The sequence below is a fragment of the Micromonospora globbae genome, assembly GCF_036184225.1.
GTDB lineage: Bacteria > Actinomycetota > Actinomycetes > Mycobacteriales > Micromonosporaceae > Micromonospora > Micromonospora globbae.
In genome coordinates this window covers 1,060,243-1,078,691 of sequence record NZ_CP108084.1, presented here as the reverse complement: position 1 = coordinate 1,078,691, position 18,449 = coordinate 1,060,243, and the positions used below count along the sequence as shown (strand labels likewise).

Below are 18,449 nucleotides of genomic sequence, written 5' to 3'. Positions count from 1 at the left end.
CGGCGCGGGTCCTACCGCCCGTCGTCGCCCCGGGCCGGCCCGAGGGAGAAGAAGTCCTCCTCCTCCTGGGCCAGGTGCAGGCGGAGCACGGCGTCCAGCCCGTACAGGGCGGCCAGCAGGTCGGGCACCTCGTCGGGGCGCAGCCGGCCGTCGGCGTGCGCGGCCAGGTGGCCGCCGATCCGGTCGACCAGCCGCGTGATCTCCACGTGCCCGCGGCTCATCGTCGAGGTCGCCTCGTCGCTGCCCAACGGACCGGCCAGTGCCGGGTAGAGCTGCCGCTCCTCACCCGCCGCGTGCGGCAGCACCCGCGCGGTCAGCCGGCGGTGCACCTCGCGCAGCGCCGGTACGCACTCCGGCGCGTCGGGCCTGGTGGCCACCAGGTCGGCGGTGTCGCGGACCTGGGCCAGCACGTCCCGCACGGCGGCGTGCTCACCGGCGTACCGGTCGAGCAGGTCCCGGGTCTCCGGCGGGACGTCACGCCCACGCAGGCCACCGCCGAGGGCCCGCAGCGCGTTGACGATCACCAGCACGTCGATGCCCTCCTGGAGGAACGCGCCGGCCACCGGTGGCAGCCGGCCGGCGGCGGCGGCGACCATCGCGACGACGGCCAGACCCATCCCGACGGTGGCGCTCTGCACCGCGATGCGGCGCGCGTAGCGGGCGATCTCGACGGCGTCGGCGAGCCGGTCCAGCCGGTCCACGGTGAGCACCGCGTCGGCCACCTCGGAGGAGGCCGTGGCCCCGGTGGCGCCCATCGCCACACCGACGTGCGCCTCGGCCAGCGCGGGGGCGTCGTTGACGCCGTCGCCGACCATCACGGTGACCGCCCGACCGGACTCCGCCCGGACGCGGTCGACCTTCTCCCGTGGCGAGCACTGGGCGATGACGTCGTCCACCCCGACGAGCTGCGCCACCTGCCGGGCGGTACGCGGCCGGTCGCCGGTCACCATCACGAGGCGGCGCAGGCCCGCCTCCCGGAGCCGGCGCACGGTACGCCGGGCGTCGGGGCGTACGGGGTCCTCCAGGAGGACCGCGCCGAGCGGGCCGCGGTCGTCGCTGACCCAGACGGTCGAGAGGCCGGCCAGCTCGGCACGCTCGCGCACCCGGCGTGCCCACTCGGGTGGCTCACCGGCGAGCTGGCCCACCCGCACCCGCCGACCCTCCACCCGGCCGGTCACCCCCCGACCCGGCTCCTCGGTGACCTCCGCCGGCTCCGCGAGCCGCAGCCCCCGCTCGCGGGCCTGCCGCACGAGCGCCGCGGCCAGCACGTGCGGGGAGAGCTGCTCGACGGACGCGGCCAGGCGCAGCACGTCGTCCCGATCCCCACCCGGCGCCACCACCGTCTCGGCGGCGCGGGGACGGCCGACGGTGAGCGTGCCGGTCTTGTCCAGCAGCAGGGTGCGGGCCCGGCCGAGCAGTTCCAGCGAACCGCCCTCCCGGACCAGCACCCCGCGCCGGGCCACCCGGGACAACCCGGAGACGATCGCGATCGGGGTGGCCAGCAGCAGCGGGCAGGGGGTGGCCACCACCAGCACCGCCACCGCCCGCAGGAACTGGCCGCTGAGCAGCCAGGCGATCCCCGCCAGTGCCAGCGTGAACGGCACGAACGCGGCGGCGTACCGGTCGGCGAGCCGGACCGTCGGCGCCTTACGGGCGGTGGCCTCCTCGGCCAGCCGGACGATCCCGGCGTACGTGCTCTCCGCCGCGTTCCTCGTCGCCCGCAGCCCGAACCCGGCGCCGGCGTTGACGACGCCGCTGGCGACCTGTTCGCCGGCGGCCCGGTCGACGACCTGCGACTCGCCGGTCACCACCGACTCGTCCAGGGTCGCGGCCTCCTCGACCGTCCCGTCCACCGGCACCACGTCGCCAGGGCCGACCAGCAACCGGTCCCCCACGGACACCCGGTCCAGCGGCACCACCTCGATCCCGCCGGCCGGGGTACGCCGCCGGGCCTGCCGGGGGGCGCGTTCCAGCAGCGCGCGCAGGTCACGGCTGGCCCGGCGCTGCGCGTACCCCTCCAGTGCCTGCCCGGTGCCGACCATCACGGCGATCACCGCGCCGGCCAGGTACTCGCGGACCAGCAGCGTGCCGACCAGCGCCAGCACGGCGATCACGTCCACGCCGAACTGCCGGCGCCACAGCTGGCGCAGCGTCGCCCACGTGGCCGGCACCAGCGCCACCACGGTCACCGCCGCCCAGACCAGCTGCGCGGGCCCCCGCAGCCCGGCCAGCCACAGCCCACCGCCGAGCAGCACGGCCAGCGTGAGCAGGGTCAGCGGTGCCCACTGCCGCCAGTCCACCCGGCGCCCGCGCACCGGCCGCTCCGGCACGCACTCGCGCGGCTCCGCACCCACCTGCGGATCGTCTCAGTCCCCGTGCGGGTCGGCCGGCCAACCGGGCAGATCCCCCGCCCGCGACGCCCGGCGCTGCCGTCCTCCGCCCGGCGGCCCCTCAGCCGGCGCCGACGTACCGGGCGGGACTGACGCCGAGGTGGCGCTTGAAGTGCCGCGTCAGGTGGGACTGGTCGTAGAACCCGGCGGCCGTCGCGGCCAGGGCGGGAGGGTGACCGGCCAGCAGCAGCCGCCGCGCACGCTGGACCCGGCGGCCGGTCAGGTACAGGTGCGGTGGCAGCCCGTACGCCCGGGTGAACACGCGGACCAGGTGGGTCGGGTGGGCGTGCAGCAGCTCGGCGGCCTCGTGCAGGGTGATGCCCGCCTCGGTCCGGGCGTCCAGCAGCTCGCGCAACCGTACGGCGAGGCGGTGCGAGGGCGGCGGCACGGCGGGCGGCGCGTGCCCCCGCAGGTGCCGGTCGAGCCGTTCCAGGACGAACGCGAGGCGGCTCTCCGCCTCGAAGGACTCCCCGGGCCGGGCGAGCGCCTGGTGCAGCTGGTGGACGCGGTGGCGCAGCAGGTGGTCGGACACGTTCGGCCGGTCGACGGCCGCGCCGGCGAGCCCCGCACCGAGGAGCGTCGTGTCCAGGTACAGGACCCGTTTGCGGAAGCCGTGCGCGGTGGCGGCCCGGCCGTCGTGCGGCACGTGCGGCGGCAGCAGGGTGACCGAACGCCGCAGGACGCCGTGCCGGTGCCGGTCGAGGTCGAAGCGGATCGCCCCGTCGTCCACGATCAGCAGCGTCCAGACGTCGTGGGTGTGGGGCGGGTAGGCGTGGTCCACGAAGTGGGCGTGGAACACCTCGGTGATCCCCCGCACCGCCGGCCGCCAGGCACTCACCCGCGTGTCCGCCGCCGGTCCGTGCACGCTAAGAACGTACAAGACCGATCCCGGCCGCGGGAGCAGGCTCGACGTCGTGAACGAACCCATCCGCTTCGACACCAAGATCGCTGTCCTGCTCCGCGACGACCTGGCGACCTGGCAGCGGCTGAACGTCACCGCGTTCCTGGTCAGTGGCATCGCGGGCACGACGCCGGACCTGCTCGGCGAGGAGTACCGGGACGCGGACGACACCCGCTACCTGCCGATGTTCCGCCAGCCGGTCCTGGTCTTCGCCGGCGACCGCGACGTGCTGACCGCCGCGCACGACCGCGCGCTCACCCTCGGCGTACCCCTGTCGATCTTCACGCAGGAGCTGTTCGGCACCGGCAACGACCGCGACAACCGGGCGGCCGTGCGTGCGGTTCCCCGCGACAAGCTCGACCTGGTGGGGCTGGCGCTGCACGGCCCGCGCAAGGCCGTGGACAAGGCGCTCAAGGGGGCCACCCTGCACCGTTGAGCGGTGCGGGGTGGCCCCGGGCGGGCCCCGCGGGCCCGGCGGCACCGGTCCGTCGCGGGCCGCCCGGTCGTGGCGGTCAGCCTGCCGGCAGCACCCGGATCCCCTGTACTGCGAGGTCCCCCGCGTCCCGGAGCGGGTCGAGTCGCAGGCGCAGCAGGTGGGCGGCCTGCGCCGGGATCGGCACCCGGTAGGTGTGCGTGCCGGCGACCGTGTCGAACACGCCGCTGCGCGACTCGGCGAAGCCGCCCTCGGTGGTGGCCCAGAACACCTGGCCGGCCCCCGCGGTCGACGACTGCATGACGATCTCGACGACCGCTCCGCCGGTGAGATCGACGTCGACGGCCGGCCCGACGAGGTACGGGTCACCGCCGGTGGACGAGAACCGCAGCGCGCCGCCCGACACGGTCAGGGGGGTCACCTGGTTGGCCGCCGTCCACCCCTCGGCGTCGCCGTCGGTCTCGAACTCCCACGCGGCGAACGCGTTCGCGACCTGCACCGTGACGGCACGGGTGATCGTCTCGCCGCCCTGGCCCTGGAAGCGCACGGCGAGGTCGTACGACCCCTCGGCCGCGCCGGCCGGCGCCGTCACCCGGACCGGGACGTCCCACGCGACCCGGCGGCCGTCGGACTCCACCGCGACCGGGACGCTGGCCGGGTCCACCGTCCATCCGGCCGGTGCCTCCGTCGTCAGCGTCCCCACCAACCGGTCGGGTGCCACCCCGTCGATCCTGGCCCGGACGGTGCTCGTCGCGCCGGGAAGCACGGTGGTCCGGACCGGGTCCACGGTCAGGTCGTACGACGTGACCTCGGCGCCCCGTTCCAGGTCGAGCGTCACGACGCGCTCGGGCCGCAGGCGCACCGGCCCGAGGAGGCCGGACGCGCGGGCGTTGCCCTGGATCGCGTTGGCCTGCGTGTTGGTGACCGTGACCTCGATCGTGTTGGCGCCGGGCCGCAGCCGGTCGGTGACGTCGACGACGTACGGGCGCGCGTCGACCGGGGTGGGGCGGTCTCCGTTGACCGACACCGAGGCCAGCTCACGGACGTCGCCCAGGTCCAGTTGGACGCGTCGCCGGTCGGCGAGGAAGCCGGCGGGAACGTCGACCTCGCGGGTGTAGACCCCGGAGCCGGAGAACCGGGGATCGAGGTCGGTCCAGCTGCCCAGCGGGCGTTCGACCGTCCGCGCCCCGTCGGCGTCGAACCGGAACGCCCAGTCGCCGTCGAGCGTGATCGGCTCCAGCGGGTCGGTGACGGTGGTCCGCGCGGCGTACTGCCGACCGCCGAGCCGGCCCACGGCGTACAGGGCGCCGGGCTCGTCGGTGACGAGTGTCGCGCGGACGCCGCCGCGCGCGGCGGTCACGGCCGTCACCTCCGCGGCGTTGGTCGCGGTCAGGTGCGGTGTGCGGGCCGCGACGTACGCCCCCGGTCGGAACACCACCCAGGTCGCCTCGTACGGGTCGAGGTCCAGGTCGACGGTGCTCGATCTCGCGCCGGTGCCGTACACCGGCGCGACCCGGCGCTCGCCGGTGTCCGGGTCCCACAGCTCGGGCACGCCGGCCACGTCGAAGTCCGCCGTCGTCCGCACCGCGTCGTCGGTCAGGTTCACCAGCAGGAAGGCGTGGTCGGCGCCGCGCTGCACGTGCCGCACCCGGACGGCCGACGTGGGCGGCGTCAGGGTGACGCCCGCCGTCACGCGCTCGCGGACGACCTCGGCGAGCCGGCTGCGATCCGGCAGGAACACCGCGAGGCCGCCCTTGCGGTGCGTCACCCGCGACTCCCGCGGCGCCTGCGGGTCGGTGCCGAACAACGCCGTCAGCCGCTGGCGGAGCTGCGCGTCCCGGCCCTTCGCCTCGTGCGTCGGGAGGCCGTCGACCGCGACGACGGTGCCGCCGGTGCGCACCACCTTCTCGATGGTGTCGAGCGCCGCCAGCGACAGCACCGTGGTGCGCGGCAGGACGAGCGCCTGCCAGCGCTGGTCGCGGAGCGTCAGGTCACCGTGGTCGACGTCGAGGTCCACACCCAGGTCGGGGTCGCCGGCCAGCGCCAGCTCGTCGAGGTAGTCGAAGTCGAGCTGCGCGTCGAGCAGCGTGTTCGACGTCGCCTTCCACGACGCGTCGACCGGCCCCAGCGCCGGCCCGTTGCCGGCGAACCCCCGCACGTCCCACGGCGTGCCGGTCGCCATGATCGACGAGCTCGGGTAGAGCACGCCGACCGGGTTGACCGGCCGGGCCCCGCGGGCCGGCTCGGTCAGCCGCCCGACGTACGCCGAGTACGCGCCGAAGCGCGGCCAGAACAGGTTCTGGAAGAACTCGCTCGGCGGGGACTCCGACGCCCGCTGCCCGTCGATCGAGTAGTAGAAGGCGTGGTTGTCGATCAGGTCGACTCCCCCGGCCGCCTCCCAGGCGACCGTCCGGCGCATCTCCTCGACGGTGAGGTCCCAGCCGAAGGCGCCGAAGGTCTCGGCCAGGTTGCGGTCGCGGCCGAACAGGTGCGCCACCGAGGAGTTGAGCTTCGGGGTGACGGCGGACGTGTCGAGGCCGCTGATCAGGTCCATCCCGGGCAGGTGGTAGTGGCGCTGCATCTCGAACCAGCTGCCGCCCTCGATCAGCCGGTGGCTGCCGAGGTCCTCCTCGACCAGCGGGTTGGAGATCAGGGCGATGCCGTGCTCCTCGGCCCAGCGGGCGAGCGGCGCGGTGTGCGCCTCGTTGTACCGGTCGGACAGGGCGTCGTGGTACGCGACCCGCACCCGCGTCGTCCGGGCGCCGGTGTCGTACCACAGCGCCGCGAGGTCACGGGTCAGGTCGTAGCCGGCGTTGCGGGTCAGGTAGGCGCGGAAGCCGGGGGTCCAGGCCACCGATCCGCGTGAGTCGGCGCCGCCGCGGCCGTCCGGGAAGTTGTTGTAGAAGCCGGGCTCGTCGTTGAAGATGCCCTGGATCGTGGTGCCGAAGTGGTCACCGACCCGGTCGGCGTACGTCTCGTGGGTGATGTCGATGAACTTCGCGGTGACGTCGGGGTTCAGCATGTCGACGTACGGCTCGTCCGGCTCCAGGTCCGGGTGGTAGTTGAGCAGTGGGCGCTGCACGAGCTGGACGAGGCACCAGTCGCCCTCCGGCGCGGTCCACGTGATCCGCCCGTCTCGCGGGGTCAGCTCCCGCACGGACTCCCCGTCGAGCGCGACGCCGCGCGCCTGGCCGCCGGTCACGCAGGAGCCCTGCCCCGCCTTGCGGTAGGCGAGCGCCGCGACCAGTTCGTCGTCGACCGGGCCGGGCCGGTCCTGCACCGGCACCGGCTGGTCGTACGTGGTGCCGCCGGCCACGTCGGCCGCGATGGGGGTGAGGTACCACGGCACGTAGGTCGGGTCCGCCTCGACGGTGCGCCCGTCCACCGTGCCGCCGCGTACGGTGCGGCCGCCGGCGAAGCCGCTCGGCCAGTTGAGGTCGTCGTACAGCCAGGCCTTCATGCCGCGCCGGGCCGCCTGCTCGACGGCGTACTCCACCTTGTCGAAGTAGTCCGTGGACAGGTAGTAGTCGTTCTCCGTCACCCCGAACTCGCCGCCGAGGCCCTGGCGGGGGTGGATGAAGAACTCCTCCACGCCGCCGGCCCGCATCTCGTCGAGCTGGCGGGCGAGCTCGGCCTCGGTGAGTTCGCCGTTCCAGAACCAGAACGCGTGGGGTCGGCTGGTGCTCGGCGGAGCGGTGAACGCGGCCGGGTCGAGCCGGCCGGTGCGGGCGTCCCACTCCGGCTGCGCCGCGGTGCCGGGGCGCTGGGCGAGCGCGGGCTGCGGCGCGGCGACGAGCAACGCCGCCGTGGCCAGCCCGACGGCGAGCCGCCGCATCCGTCGCGCGGTCATGAGTCGCTCCCCTCGGTGAACCGGTAGCTGCCCGAACCGACCTCGACGCGCAGGACGTCGCCGTCGCGCGCGACCGCGCGCACGCCCGGCGCGCCGGCCACCGGCCGCCCGCCCTCCCGGACGGCCGCGTCGGCGGGGATCTCGATCGTGGCGGTCGTGTTGACCGGCACGGTGACCTCCAGGGTGAGATCGCCGTGGCGCAGCGACCACGCGGAGGTGATCGTGCCGTAGGCGCTCTCGTACGAGGCCCGCGCCGAGGTCAGCCCGCCTCCGGGCTGCGGCGCCACGCGGAAGTGCGCGTACCCGGGGCTGGCCGGGTCCGGCTGGATGCCGGCGATCGTGCGGTACATCCAGTTGCCGACCGCGCCGTAGGCGTAGTGGTTGAACGAGTTCATGCCGACGTCGCCGAAGCTGCCGTCCGGCATGATCGAGTTCCACCGCTCCCAGATGGTGGTGGCGCCCTTGTCGATCTCGTAGCCCCAGGACGGGTAGCTGCGCTGGTTGACGAGCCGGTACGCGACGTCCGTGTGGCCGGTCGCGGTGAGCACCGGCAGCAGGTCCGGCGTCCCGAGGAACCCGGTGGCCAGGTGCCAGTCGTGCCGTTCGAGGTTGGCCACCAGGTGGTCGGCGGCCTCGTCGACCAGGTCGTCGGGGATCAGCCCGAACGACAGCGCGATCACGTAGCCGGCCTGCGCGTCGCCGGGGAGCCGGCCGTCGGCGCCGACGTACCGGGCCACGAACGCGTCGGTGACCGCGTCGGCCAGCGCCGCGTACTCCTGGGCGTCGGCCGTGCGACCGATCGCGGCGGCCATCTGCGACAGCAGCCGGGTCACGTGCGCGAAGTACGCGGTGCCGATGAGGTCGCGGGGGGTGTTGTCGTCGAGGTTCAGCCAGTCGCCGTACCCGGCGTCGGGCCGGATGTAGCCGTCGCTGTTCGCCTCGAGGTAGTCGATCCACGCGGCCATCGCGTCGTAGTTCTCCTCGATGACCTCGGTGTCGCCGTACGTCTGCCAGACGGTGTACGGCACCGTCACGCCGGCGTCCCCCCAGCCGGCGTTGCCGCCGCCCACGACCGGGACGTACGGCGCCACGTCGGTGAACGCGCCGTCGGCGCGCTGCGCGTCGCGCAGGTCCCGCAGCCACTTGTCACCGAGGAACGTCGACACGTCCATGTTGAACGCCGCCGTCGGTGCGAACACGTTGATGTCGCCGGTCCAGCCCATCCGCTCGTCGCGCTGCGGGCAGTCGGTCGGGACGCTCAGGAAGTTGCCGCGCTGCGACCAGACGATGTTGCTCTGCAACTGGTTGAGCATCGGGCTGGAGGTCCGCAGGGAGCCGGTCACCGGCGTGTCCGTGCCGATCACCTGGCCCACCACGTCGTCGGGACGTGGCTGTCCCGGATAGCCGGTGACCTCGACGTACCGGAACCCGTGGAAGGTGAACACCGGGTCGACCGTCTCGATGTCGGCGCCTGAGGCCGTGTAGTGGTCGGTGGCCTTGGCCGAGCGCAGGTTGGCGGTGTAGAGCGTGCCGTCCGGGTTCACCTCTTCGCCGTAGCGGATCGTCAACCGCTGCCCCGGCTCCGCGCCGCGGACGCGGACGCGCGCGGTGCCGACCATGTTCTGGCCCAGGTCGAAGACGTACGTGCCCGGTCGGGGCTGCGTCATCCGCCGCGTCGGCAGCTCCTGCGTCACCCGCACCGGCGGGTCGGCCTGCGCGACGAGTTCGGCGGTCACGCCGGTCTTCTCGACGGCCCGCTCCCAGCCGCTGTCGTCGTAGCCGGGGCGGCTCCACCCCGGGGTCTCCTCGCGCGCGTCGTAGTCCTCGCCGTCGAGCATGTCCGAGGACCGGATCGGCCCCCGCGTGCCGCGCCACGAGGTGTCCGTCACCACGGTCTGGGTCGACCCGTTCCGGTACGTGATCTCCAACTGGCCGAGCACACCCGGCAGGTCGCCGTAGAGGTTGGGGCCGTAGATCGCGACCCGGCCCGCGTACCAGCCGGTCGACAGACGTACGCCGATGGCGTTGTCGCCGGCGCGGAGCAGCCGGGTGACGTCGTACGTCTGGTACTGCACGCGCTTGGTGTAGTCCGTCCACCCGGGCGCGAAGCGGTCCCGGCTGACCATGCTGCCGTTGAGCCGCACGTCGTAGACGCCGAGCGCCGTGACGTACAGCCGCGCGCGGACGACGTCGCGGCCCGCCCGGAACTCCTTGCGCAGCTGGGACGTGCGCTCGTCCTGCACCTCGACGGTCGGGCTCCACCGCACCGTACGGTCGCCGGCGACCGGCTGTCCGTCGGCGTACGCGCTCCCGTGCTCGTACACGTCGCCGGTGTGGCTCCACCACCCGGCCGTGCCGTCGAGGTCGGACATCTCCAGGTAGTAGGTCCCCGGCTCGGCCGGCCGGTCGAGCCGCACCTCGCCCCAGGCGTTGTCGGGGTGGTCGACCAGGCGTCGGGTCGCGAGCACCTCGCCGCTCGGGCCGTCCCGGCGCAGGGTCACCGTGAAGTCGGAGTCGGCGGTGTTCCACGTCGGCATGCGTCCGGCGGCCGCGTCGAAGGGCCGGTCGGCGGTGAACGTCTGCCCCAGCGTGTGTCCGGACCGCAGCGAGGCCGGGTGGTCCTGCTCGGCGCTCTCGGTCGGCAGCCACGTGGCGACGTCCCGGGCGATCCAGTCCGCCGACCAGTCGGACTCCTCCAGCAGGCCGGTCTCGAACCACGCCACCGGCGCCGGGCCGGCCGCACGGCCGGCGGCGTCCCACACCCGGACGGTCCAGTAGTAGCGGCTGCGCGAGCGCAGCTCAGGGCCGCGGTACGCCACCTGGGTGGAGTCGCGGGCCTCGACCCGGCCGCTGTCCCACACGTCGGGCCGACCCGCGTGGAGCCGGCTCGGGTTCGAGGCCACCAGGAGCCGGTAGGCGCCCTGCGCCTGCCCGCGGCGCGTGGCCTGCAACAGCCAGCCGAACCGCGGCGTCGGGTCGTCGATGCCGAGCGGATCGTGCTGGCCGTTCGTGGTCAGCTGTCGTACGTGCAGGTCCCTGCGGGCGGACGCGGAGGCGGACGCCGGCGCGCCGGCGGCGCCCACCGTGCCGACGAGGCACAGGGCGACAGCGGCGGCGAGGGTGGCGAGTTTCCGGGGCAAGACGGGCTCCTGGGCGAGTGGTCGGTCCGCCCAGGAGATCGGACATCGATCCCGATGGTCAACGATCTGACCGGATCCGGCCACGCACGGCGGCGGGTCGAGGGGGTGGCGAGGCGGCCCGGAGGCACCATCACCATCGATGAAGAATTTTGACGAGTCGACCAACAATCTTGAAACTGCTTTTCCTGCCCGGCTACCCTCCGGGAAGTGATCCACCGTCCACCTTGGAGGTACGGAGCATGCGCAAGCTGATGTCGGCGCTCGGAGCGGGAGCCCTGCTGACGGCCGGGCTGTTCGTCGGCGCCGCACCCGCACAGGCCGCCGCCTGCACCCTGGTGCAGTCCGAGATCTACAACGGGGCCAACATCATCGCCTGGTCACAGGGCCTGGAGGGCTGCGCCGGCGACGTCTACTGGGAGATCCAGTCCGGCGACAGCGGCACCTGGCAGGTCGCGGACAGCGGCACCACCTACTACGACAACGAGGTCACGAGCTACTACGGCGACGTCGACCTGCCGTGCTACCTGCGGGTCTACGCGAAGTTCGGCACGCAGGAGAAGCTGACCCAGCCCGCGCGCAACAACAACTGCGGCGGCTGATCCCGCAACGCCGGGCGGGGCGGCCCACCGTCCCGCCCGGCGGCCCGCACCGCCCCCTCCCGATGGTCACCGAGGGGCCGCGCTCACCGGGGCGTCCAGCCCGGACCGTTGACGGTGGATCGGCTCTGCTCTAAGGTCGCCCATTAACGGTCCTGTCCGTAATCTCTGGCGGCCGTAGGAGTCCTCGGGAACGATCACTCGGGAGGATGCACGATGTCGGGAAGTCTCTCGCGGCGGGCGGTCCTCGCCGGCGTCGGGGCGGTAGCGGCCGGAGCCGTATTGCCACGGGCGGCTCAGGCCGCATCCGGTGACCCCCTCGCCGAGCCGCTCGGGGTGGCGATCAGCGATCTCGGCCCCGCCTCCCAGGTGCTCAACTTCGGCAACGGCGTGCGGGTCGGCAACGAGATCTGGTTCGCCACCCGCCAGATCCTGCCGACCCGGGTCGCCGCGTACGACCTGACCGAGCGCCGGATCACCAAGACCGCGCTCATCCCCGGCGTCCCCGGCATCTGGGGCATCGACGCCGTCGGCACCGACGTCTTCGTCTCCTCGTACTCCCCCGGGCTGCTGTTCCGGGTGGACACCCGCACCCTCGACGTGACCCAGGTGCTCGACCTCCGGCAGGAGGTCGGCTGGAACACCAAGGCCTCGCCCGACGGCAGGATCTTCGTCGGCACCTACCCCTCGGCGCGGCTGTGGGAGTACGACCCGGCGACCGGCCGTGCCACCGACCACGGCCGGATGGACCCCGACGACACCTACGTCCGCGACCTGGTGGCCACCGACACCACCGTCTACTGCGGCATCGGATCGCACGCCGGGCTTGTCGCCTACGACCGGGCCACCGGCACCCGCACCGACATCCTCCCGGCCGAACTGCGCGACCGCACCTTCGGCGCCGTCTGCCACCTCGCCGGCGACCACCTCGTGGTCGGCATCTCGCCCACCGCCGAGATCCTCGTGATCGACACCCGCGACACCAGCCGCTACCAGATCCTCAAGACCCCCGACGACTCGTTCGTCGTCGGCATCACCAGCCGGGACGACGAGGTCTTCTACACCACCCGCCCGAGCGGGTCGCTCTACCGCTTCCGCCTCGGCGACAGCACGCCCACCCTGGTCGGGGTGCCGGTCGCGGAGGCGTCGAACGTACGGCTCGGCTTCCTCGACGACGGCCGCCTCTGGGCGGTCCAGAGCGCCGGCGGCATCCTCTACGACCTGGACACGCGCACCACGGAAGCGCTGGACATGAGCTCCCCCGACCTCGCCCCGACCCCGGAGCGGCCGATGTCGCTGTGCCACGCCGGGGACCGGATCGTCGTCGGCGGCACCCTCGGCGTGCAGGTCGTCTCCACCGAGGTCACCCCCGCGTTCCCGACCTTCCGGGTGCCCTTCGGCGGCGAGGCCAAGGACATGGAGGCGCACGGCGGAGTCGTGCACATGGGCGTCTACACCCTGGCCCGCTACCTCACCATGCCCGCCGACGGACGGGCGGTGACGGAGGTGGCGCGGGTCGACGCCGCCCAGGAGCAGACCCGCCCGACGTCGGTGACCGTGGACCCACGCCGGGGCCTGGTCCTCATGTCCACCGAGCCGGACTACGGCCGCTGGGAGGGCGCCCTCAACATCTGGGACGGCCAGCGGTTCCGCAGTTGGCGGGGCATCCTGCCGGACCAGACCGTGCAGTCCGTCTGCCCCGACCCGCACGGCGTCTTCCTCGGCGGCAGCATCGTCAACGGCTACGGCACCACACCGACGACGACCCGGGCGAAACTCGCGTACTTCGACTACCGGACCGAGCGGCTGGCCTGGCTCGTCGAGCCGACCGAGGGCGGCGTGATCGTCGACCTCAAGCTCATCGGCCGGGTGCTGGTCGGCATGACCCGCGACGGCGAGCTGTTCGCCCTGGATCCGCGTACCCGCGAGGTGCTCTGGCGCGTCGACGTCGGCGCGGTCGGCGGGAAGCTGGCCGTGATCGACGACCGGGTCTTCGGCACCGACGGCGGCCGGCTGTGGACGGTCCGGGTCACCCGGCACGAACCGACGCCGAGCGTGCTCGCCGACGGGCTCAACCAGTCCTGGTTCGGTACGCCCGAAGTGGTCACCGACGGGGCGCGGACCCTCTTCACCACCCGGGGCCTCAACCTGATCCGGGTCGACCTGAGCTGACCGGGGCCGCCCGGGCGCGCCGCAGGACAGGGGTGCGGCGCGTCCGGGACACCGGTCGGCGGGCCCGCCGGCGCCGACCGGGCGGGACGGCGCCACCGGGTCACCGTCCCGGGGCCGGCTCAGTTCCAGTTGTCGATCCTCACATCGCGTGGCGCCATCTCCGCGTCCCCCTCTACCGCTGACTCTTCGTGGGCTCGTCGTCCGTGTCCCGGCCGCGTTGGATCGTCTCCGCGATGCGCTTGATCCGGCGAAGACGGGCGTCCCAGGCCGCGCCGACGTCCGCGAGCTGGGCGACGGCCCGGGCCAACTGGGCCTCGTCGACGCGGAACTGCTTCTCGCGGCCGGCCGCGGTGGCGCGCACCAGGCCGACCCGGTCGAGGACGAGGAGATGCTTCGCCACGGCCTGGCGGGTCACCGGCAGGTGCTCGCTCAGGCTGGTCGCCGTCCCACTGCCGTCGCTCAGCAGCAGGTCGAGCATCCGGCGCCGGATCGGGTCGCCGACGGCCGACCAGAGGTCGTCGTCCACCGTGACGCTCATGCGGTGGCCGCTTCGACCTTGGCGGCGTACGCCGGCAGGCGCGGCAGGAAGTGGTCCCAGCCGCTGACGTGTGCCTCGTACTCGGTGGCGACCTTCGCCTCGTCCCAGCCGCGTTCGCGGAAGCCGCTCTCGGTCATCCGCAGGAGCGTCCCGGTCCCGGTGGGCTGGAGCTCGAAGACGACCAGGAACGAGTTGCCCGGCGCCGCCCGTTGCCCCTCCTCGTGGGTCCACCGGAAGGAGAAGAGCCGCGGCGGCACGGCGTCGACGACGGTGAACTGCACCCAGGCCCCGCCCCGCGCCGGGTCCCCGAAGCGGATCCGCCCCGCTCCCCCGGGCACGGCCGGGTACTCCGCCTCGTCGGGCCACCACTCGCGCAGGTGCTCCGGACTGCTCACCACGTCGAAGACGACCTCGGGTGAGGCGTCGACGTGAATCTCGCGTTCGATCGTTCCGAACTCCATGCTCGCCACCTTTCGCAACCTTTGGTTGCGCATCACGCTAACGGAGTCACCCAGGATGCGCAACCATTGGTTGCGTGACGGCGTGCGGAAGGCGGACCCACGCCGGCCCGCGATAGCGTCGCGCCCATGACGTCCCCCACGGACGATGTCCGGTTGTGCTGCCTGCTGTGGGCCCACCCGGGGCGCGCGGACGCCCTGCACGAGTACGAGGATCGCGTCCTGCCCTGGATCGTCGAGCACGGCGGCGAGGTCGTGCACCGCGCCTTCGCCGACGGCGCCGACGGACGACCCGACGAGATCCAGCTGTACCGCTTCCCGCACCAGGCGGCCCTCGACGCCTACCTGCGCGACGAGCGCCGGGTCGCCCTGACGGCGGAACGCGATGCCGCGGTCGCCCGTACCGAACTCTTCCCGGTGCGTTTCTGAGCCCTCTCGGCCGGCGCCGCCCGGGCCGTTCCGCCGCCGTCGGCGTGGCCCGCCACCGTCGGCGACGCCCGGTCCGGCCGGAAGCCGGCGGCGTCCGCGACGCCGACCCCGGGCACGCGCGCGTCAGCGCAGCCCGCGCATGAGGTTGTCGACCAGCGTCCGGGCGAACTCCTCGGTGAGGGGCTGGTCGGGGATGAGCAACCGGTGGTAGCAGGCCCCCCAGAGCTGGTCGACGACGGACTCGGGGTCGATGTCGGCGCGGAGCTGCCCCCGGGCCACGGCCCGGTTGATGGCCTCCACGGCGAGCGCGCGGCGTGGCGCCGAGTAGCGCTGGCGGTAGGCGGCGGCCAGATCGGGGTCGGTCTGGGCCTGCGCGATGAGCTGGCTGATGACCCGCCCGGCGGGTGTGTCGTTCATCAGATGGACGAAGGCCACGAGCTGGCTGGTCAGGTCGGCCACGACGTCACCGGTGTCGTGGAAGGCCAGCGTGGGCCCGACGACGGTGAAGTAGCCGTCCAGGGCCAGCGCGCCCTTGGAGGGCCACCACTTGTAGATGGTCATGCGGCTGGCACCGGCCTGGGCCGCGACCTTCTCGATGGTGAAGCCCGCCATGCCCTCGGCGAGCAGGAGCTTCCCCGCGGCAGCGAGGATCTCCGCCCGCACCTGGTCGGCGGGGCGTCGCCCGCGCCCTCGGCGAAGTGGCGGGCCGGCATCGGGGGTGAGCTGGCTCACGGAGCCTCCAATTATATGGACACTGTGTCTCCGGGCTGGTTATATGGACACAGCGTACACAAGAGCTGAGGCAGAGGAGAAATCCATGAACTCGAACAACGCGCCGCGGGTCGCGATCGTCACCGGAGGGTCGCGGGGCATCGGCCGGCAGGTCGTCGAACGCCTCGCCGCCGACGGGTACGCGGTGGTCGTCAACTACCGCGGCAACGAGACCGAGGCGCAGGCCGCCGTGGAAGCCGCCCGGGCGGCCGGCGGCAGCGCCATCGCGGTGGCGGCCGACGTCGCCGACGAGACGGCCGTGGCGGCGCTCTTCGACGCCGCCGAGCGGGAGTACGGCGGCGTCGACGTCGTGGTCCACGCCGCCGGCATGATGACCCTCGCCCCGCTGGCCGACCTCGCCCTCGACGACCTCGACCGCATGCTGCGGGTCAACGTCCGCGGCACCTTCGCCGTCGACCAGCAGGCCGCCCGGCGCGTACGCCGCGGTGGGGCCATCATCAACTTCTCCAGCTCGCTGACCCGCTTCGCCCGCCCCGGCTACAGCGCCTACGCCGCCAGCAAGGGGGCCGTCTCCGCGATCACCCTCATCCTCGCCCGCGAGCTGCGCGGCCGGGACGTCACCGTCAACGCGGTCGCCCCCGGCCCCACGGCCACCGCCCTCTTCCTGCAGGGCAAGGACGAGCAGACCCTCGCCCGCATGGCCGCCGAGCCGCCGCTGGAGCGCATCGGCACCCCCGAGGACATCGCCGAGCTCGTCGCCTTCCTCGCCGGCCCCGGCCGGTGGGTCAACGGCCAGGTCCTCTACGCCAACGGTGGCGCCATCTGACCTCCACCGGCGACACGACAGCCGGCCCCGTCCCCCTCCGAGTGCCCCGGCGCACCCGCCGACAGAAGGAACAACCATGACCAACCCCTCGCACGACCCGAAGGTGATCGTCATCAGCGGCGCCTCCAGCGGCTTCGGCGCCCTCACCGCCCGCGCCCTGGCCCGCGCCGGGCACACCGTCTACGCCGGCATCCGTGACACCGGCGGCCGGAACGCCCCCCGCGTCGCCGAGGCGCGGGCGTACGCCGCCGAGTTCGGTGTCGACCTGCGGACCGTCGAACTCGACGTCCGCTCCGACGAGTCCGTCACGGCGGCGATCGGTGTCGTCCTCGCCGACGCCGGCCGAATCGACGTGGTGGTGCACAACGCGGGACACATGGTCACCGGTCCGGCCGAGGCGTTCACCCCGGAACAGCTCGCGGACCTGTACGACACCAACGTGCTCGGCACCCAACGGATCAACCGGGCGGTCCTGCCGTACCTGCGCGATCGGCAGGAGGGGCTGCTCGTCTGGGTGGGCAGCTCCAGCACCCGCGGCGGCACCCCGCCCTACCTCGCGCCGTACTTCGCCGCCAAGGCGGCGATGGACTCCCTCGCGGTGAGCTACGCCGCCGAACTGGCACGCTTCAACATCGACACGTCGATCATCGTGCCCGGCGCGTTCACCCACGGCACCAACCATTTCGCCAACAGCGGCCACCCGGCCGACCAGGCGGTCGTGGCCGCGTACGACACGCGGTACCCCGGCCTCATGGACCAGGTCGGCAGGAGCCTCGCCGAGCTGGAGCCCGCGGACGCCGACGTGGCCGACGTGGCCCGGGCCATCGTGCGGGTGGTCGACACGCCGGCGGGCAGGCGGCCCTTCCGGGTGCACATCGACCCCGCCGACGACGGCGCCGAGGTCGTCAACGCGGTCGGCGACCGGATCCGGACGGAGTTCCTGCGCCGGATCGGCCTGGCGGACCTGCTCACCCCCCACGTCCCCGCCGCCTGAGCGTCACCGGGGGCGGCGCGGTGCCGAGGAGAGCCGGGACCGCAACGCCCCCGTGGCCGGCGGCGGTCCCACGGGGGCGCCTGTTCGCCGGATCACACGCGGGGGTGACCTGTCACAGCCCGCACGGCTGGCCGGTCTTCCCGGGTGAGAGTGAATCTCATCCGACACCGCGAAAGGTCACCACCATGAAGATCGCTGTCATCGGCGGTACGGGGCTCATCGGGTCGCAGGTCGTCAGGCTCCTCAACGGGAGCGGGCACGAGGCGACGCCGCACTCCCCGTCCACCGGTGTCGACCTGCTCACCGGCCAGGGCGTGCCCGAGGCGCTGACGGGGGCCGACGTCGTCGTCAACCTGACGAACTCGCCGACGTTCGACGAGGCGTCGCCCGCGTACTTCCGCACGACGATGGACACCATGCTCACGGCCGCGGCGCAGGCCGGCGTCGGCCACGCGGTGATCCTGTCGATCGTCGGCGTCGACCAGGTGCCGGACCTCGCCTACTACCGCGCCAAGGTGCTCCAGGAGGACATCCTCAAGGCCGGCCCCGTGCCGTACTCGATCGTCCGCGCCACGCAGTTCTTCGAGTTCGTCGACGCGGTGCTGTCCTGGACCGCCGACGAGAACACCGTCCGCCTGCCCGCCACCCGGGTCCAGCCGATGGCCTCGGCCGACGTCGCCCGGGCCGTGGCCGACGTGAGCGTCGGCGCGCCGCTGCGGGGCATCCGCAACGTCGCCGGTCCCGAGGTCTTCCCGCTCGACGAGCTGGGCCGGATCACCCTCGCCGCGCGCGGCGACCGGCGCACCGTCGTCACCGACGACAGCGCCGGGATGTTCGCCGCCGCCCCGCGGGACGCGCTCGTCGCCCCGGAGGACGCCGTCATCGCCGGGACCTCCTACCGGGAGTGGCTCGCGCGCTGACCCGGCCGGGCCCGCACGGCACGCGTCGTGCGGGCCCGCCGCGTCCGGCACGTCCTGCCTCCCGTGACGT

Annotated in this window: 14 protein-coding genes; 7 read left to right on the top strand and 7 right to left on the bottom strand. The window is 73.7% G+C overall.

Features of this window, described 5'->3' with window-relative positions:
* Positions 1-11 precede the first annotated feature (11 nt).
* Both OG994_RS04830 and OG994_RS04825 read right to left on the bottom strand, forming a co-directional pair.
* Positions 12-2,354, bottom strand: a complete 2,343-nt coding sequence (locus OG994_RS04830; protein WP_328852338.1) for a heavy metal translocating P-type ATPase — start codon at positions 2,352-2,354, stop codon at positions 12-14.
* A 97-nt stretch (positions 2,355-2,451) separates the two neighbouring features.
* Positions 2,452-3,255: a helix-turn-helix transcriptional regulator gene (locus OG994_RS04825; RefSeq protein WP_328852337.1), complete on the bottom strand. Its 804-nt coding sequence runs from the start codon at positions 3,253-3,255 to the stop codon at positions 2,452-2,454.
* 49 nt (positions 3,256-3,304) lie between these two features.
* Between OG994_RS04825 and OG994_RS04820 the strand changes: the two genes are divergently transcribed.
* Positions 3,305-3,727: a DUF2000 domain-containing protein gene (locus tag OG994_RS04820; protein ID WP_240032740.1), complete on the top strand. Its 423-nt coding sequence runs from the start codon at positions 3,305-3,307 to the stop codon at positions 3,725-3,727.
* Between the two features lie 76 nt (positions 3,728-3,803).
* Here OG994_RS04820 and OG994_RS04815 read toward each other — a convergent pair whose 3' ends face one another.
* The gene (locus OG994_RS04815) at positions 3,804-7,574 is read right to left on the bottom strand and encodes a glycosyl hydrolase (protein WP_328852336.1); all 3,771 of its coding nucleotides are present in this window, start codon (positions 7,572-7,574) and stop codon (positions 3,804-3,806) included.
* Positions 7,571-10,714 carry a glycoside hydrolase family 78 protein gene (locus OG994_RS04810; protein WP_328852335.1) on the bottom strand — a complete coding sequence of 1,048 codons (3,144 nt, stop codon included), beginning with the start codon at positions 10,712-10,714 and terminating at the stop codon, positions 7,571-7,573. The genes OG994_RS04815 and OG994_RS04810 overlap by 4 nt, the downstream gene beginning before the upstream one ends.
* Before the next feature lie 239 nt (positions 10,715-10,953).
* On the opposite strand from OG994_RS04810, the gene OG994_RS04805 reads away from it, so the two are divergent.
* The gene (locus OG994_RS04805; protein ID WP_120326485.1) at positions 10,954-11,313 is read left to right on the top strand and encodes a hypothetical protein; all 360 of its coding nucleotides are present in this window, start codon (positions 10,954-10,956) and stop codon (positions 11,311-11,313) included.
* A gap of 213 nt (positions 11,314-11,526) precedes the next feature.
* Positions 11,527-13,482, top strand: a complete 1,956-nt coding sequence (locus tag OG994_RS04800; protein ID WP_328852334.1) for an NHL repeat-containing protein — start codon at positions 11,527-11,529, stop codon at positions 13,480-13,482.
* Positions 13,483-13,654: 172 nt separating this feature from the next.
* Here the strand turns inward: OG994_RS04800 and OG994_RS04795 are convergent, their stop codons facing one another.
* Together OG994_RS04795 and OG994_RS04790 are read right to left on the bottom strand one after the other, a co-directional pair.
* Complete coding sequence (locus OG994_RS04795) at positions 13,655-14,020, bottom strand: ArsR/SmtB family transcription factor (protein WP_328852333.1); 366 nt, start codon at positions 14,018-14,020, stop codon at positions 13,655-13,657.
* Entirely contained in the window at positions 14,017-14,481 is a 465-nt protein-coding gene (locus OG994_RS04790) for an SRPBCC domain-containing protein (RefSeq protein ID WP_328852332.1), read from the bottom strand. The genes OG994_RS04795 and OG994_RS04790 overlap by 4 nt, the downstream gene beginning before the upstream one ends.
* Positions 14,482-14,607: 126 nt before the next feature.
* Between OG994_RS04790 and OG994_RS04785 the strand changes: the two genes are divergently transcribed.
* Complete coding sequence (locus tag OG994_RS04785; protein ID WP_120326489.1) at positions 14,608-14,907, top strand: hypothetical protein; 300 nt, start codon at positions 14,608-14,610, stop codon at positions 14,905-14,907.
* A gap of 123 nt (positions 14,908-15,030) precedes the next feature.
* Here OG994_RS04785 and OG994_RS04780 read toward each other — a convergent pair whose 3' ends face one another.
* Positions 15,031-15,639, bottom strand: a complete 609-nt coding sequence (locus OG994_RS04780; RefSeq protein WP_328852331.1) for a TetR/AcrR family transcriptional regulator — start codon at positions 15,637-15,639, stop codon at positions 15,031-15,033.
* A gap of 85 nt (positions 15,640-15,724) precedes the next feature.
* Here OG994_RS04780 and OG994_RS04775 point away from each other — a divergent pair, with 85 nt between their 5' ends.
* From OG994_RS04775 to OG994_RS04765, 3 genes are all read left to right on the top strand, one after another.
* Entirely contained in the window at positions 15,725-16,465 is a 741-nt protein-coding gene (locus tag OG994_RS04775; RefSeq protein ID WP_328852330.1) for an SDR family oxidoreductase, read from the top strand.
* Positions 16,466-16,541: 76 nt separating this feature from the next.
* Positions 16,542-17,459, top strand: coding sequence for an SDR family oxidoreductase (locus OG994_RS04770; RefSeq protein ID WP_328852329.1), 918 nt, complete (start codon positions 16,542-16,544; stop codon positions 17,457-17,459).
* 185 nt (positions 17,460-17,644) lie between these two features.
* A complete protein-coding gene (locus OG994_RS04765) occupies positions 17,645-18,379 on the top strand; it encodes an SDR family oxidoreductase (protein ID WP_120326493.1) in 735 nt (244 codons plus the stop codon).
* Positions 18,380-18,449: the final 70 nt, after the last annotated feature.

Excerpts from the sequence above, each read along its gene's own strand:
- OG994_RS04815 (WP_328852336.1), bottom strand. The coding sequence starts at position 7,574 with ATGACCGCGCGACGGATGCGGCGGCTCGCCGTCGGGCTGGCCACGGCG.
- OG994_RS04805 (WP_120326485.1), top strand. The coding sequence starts at position 10,954 with ATGCGCAAGCTGATGTCGGCGCTCGGAGCGGGAGCCCTGCTGACGGCC.
- OG994_RS04800 (WP_328852334.1), top strand. The coding sequence starts at position 11,527 with ATGTCGGGAAGTCTCTCGCGGCGGGCGGTCCTCGCCGGCGTCGGGGCG.
- OG994_RS04795 (WP_328852333.1), bottom strand. The coding sequence starts at position 14,020 with ATGAGCGTCACGGTGGACGACGACCTCTGGTCGGCCGTCGGCGACCCG.
- OG994_RS04785 (WP_120326489.1), top strand. The coding sequence starts at position 14,608 with ATGACGTCCCCCACGGACGATGTCCGGTTGTGCTGCCTGCTGTGGGCC.
- OG994_RS04770 (WP_328852329.1), top strand. The coding sequence starts at position 16,542 with ATGACCAACCCCTCGCACGACCCGAAGGTGATCGTCATCAGCGGCGCC.
- OG994_RS04790 (WP_328852332.1), bottom strand. The coding sequence starts at position 14,481 with ATGGAGTTCGGAACGATCGAACGCGAGATTCACGTCGACGCCTCACCC.
- OG994_RS04765 (WP_120326493.1), top strand. The coding sequence starts at position 17,645 with ATGAAGATCGCTGTCATCGGCGGTACGGGGCTCATCGGGTCGCAGGTC.
- OG994_RS04775 (WP_328852330.1), top strand. The coding sequence starts at position 15,725 with ATGAACTCGAACAACGCGCCGCGGGTCGCGATCGTCACCGGAGGGTCG.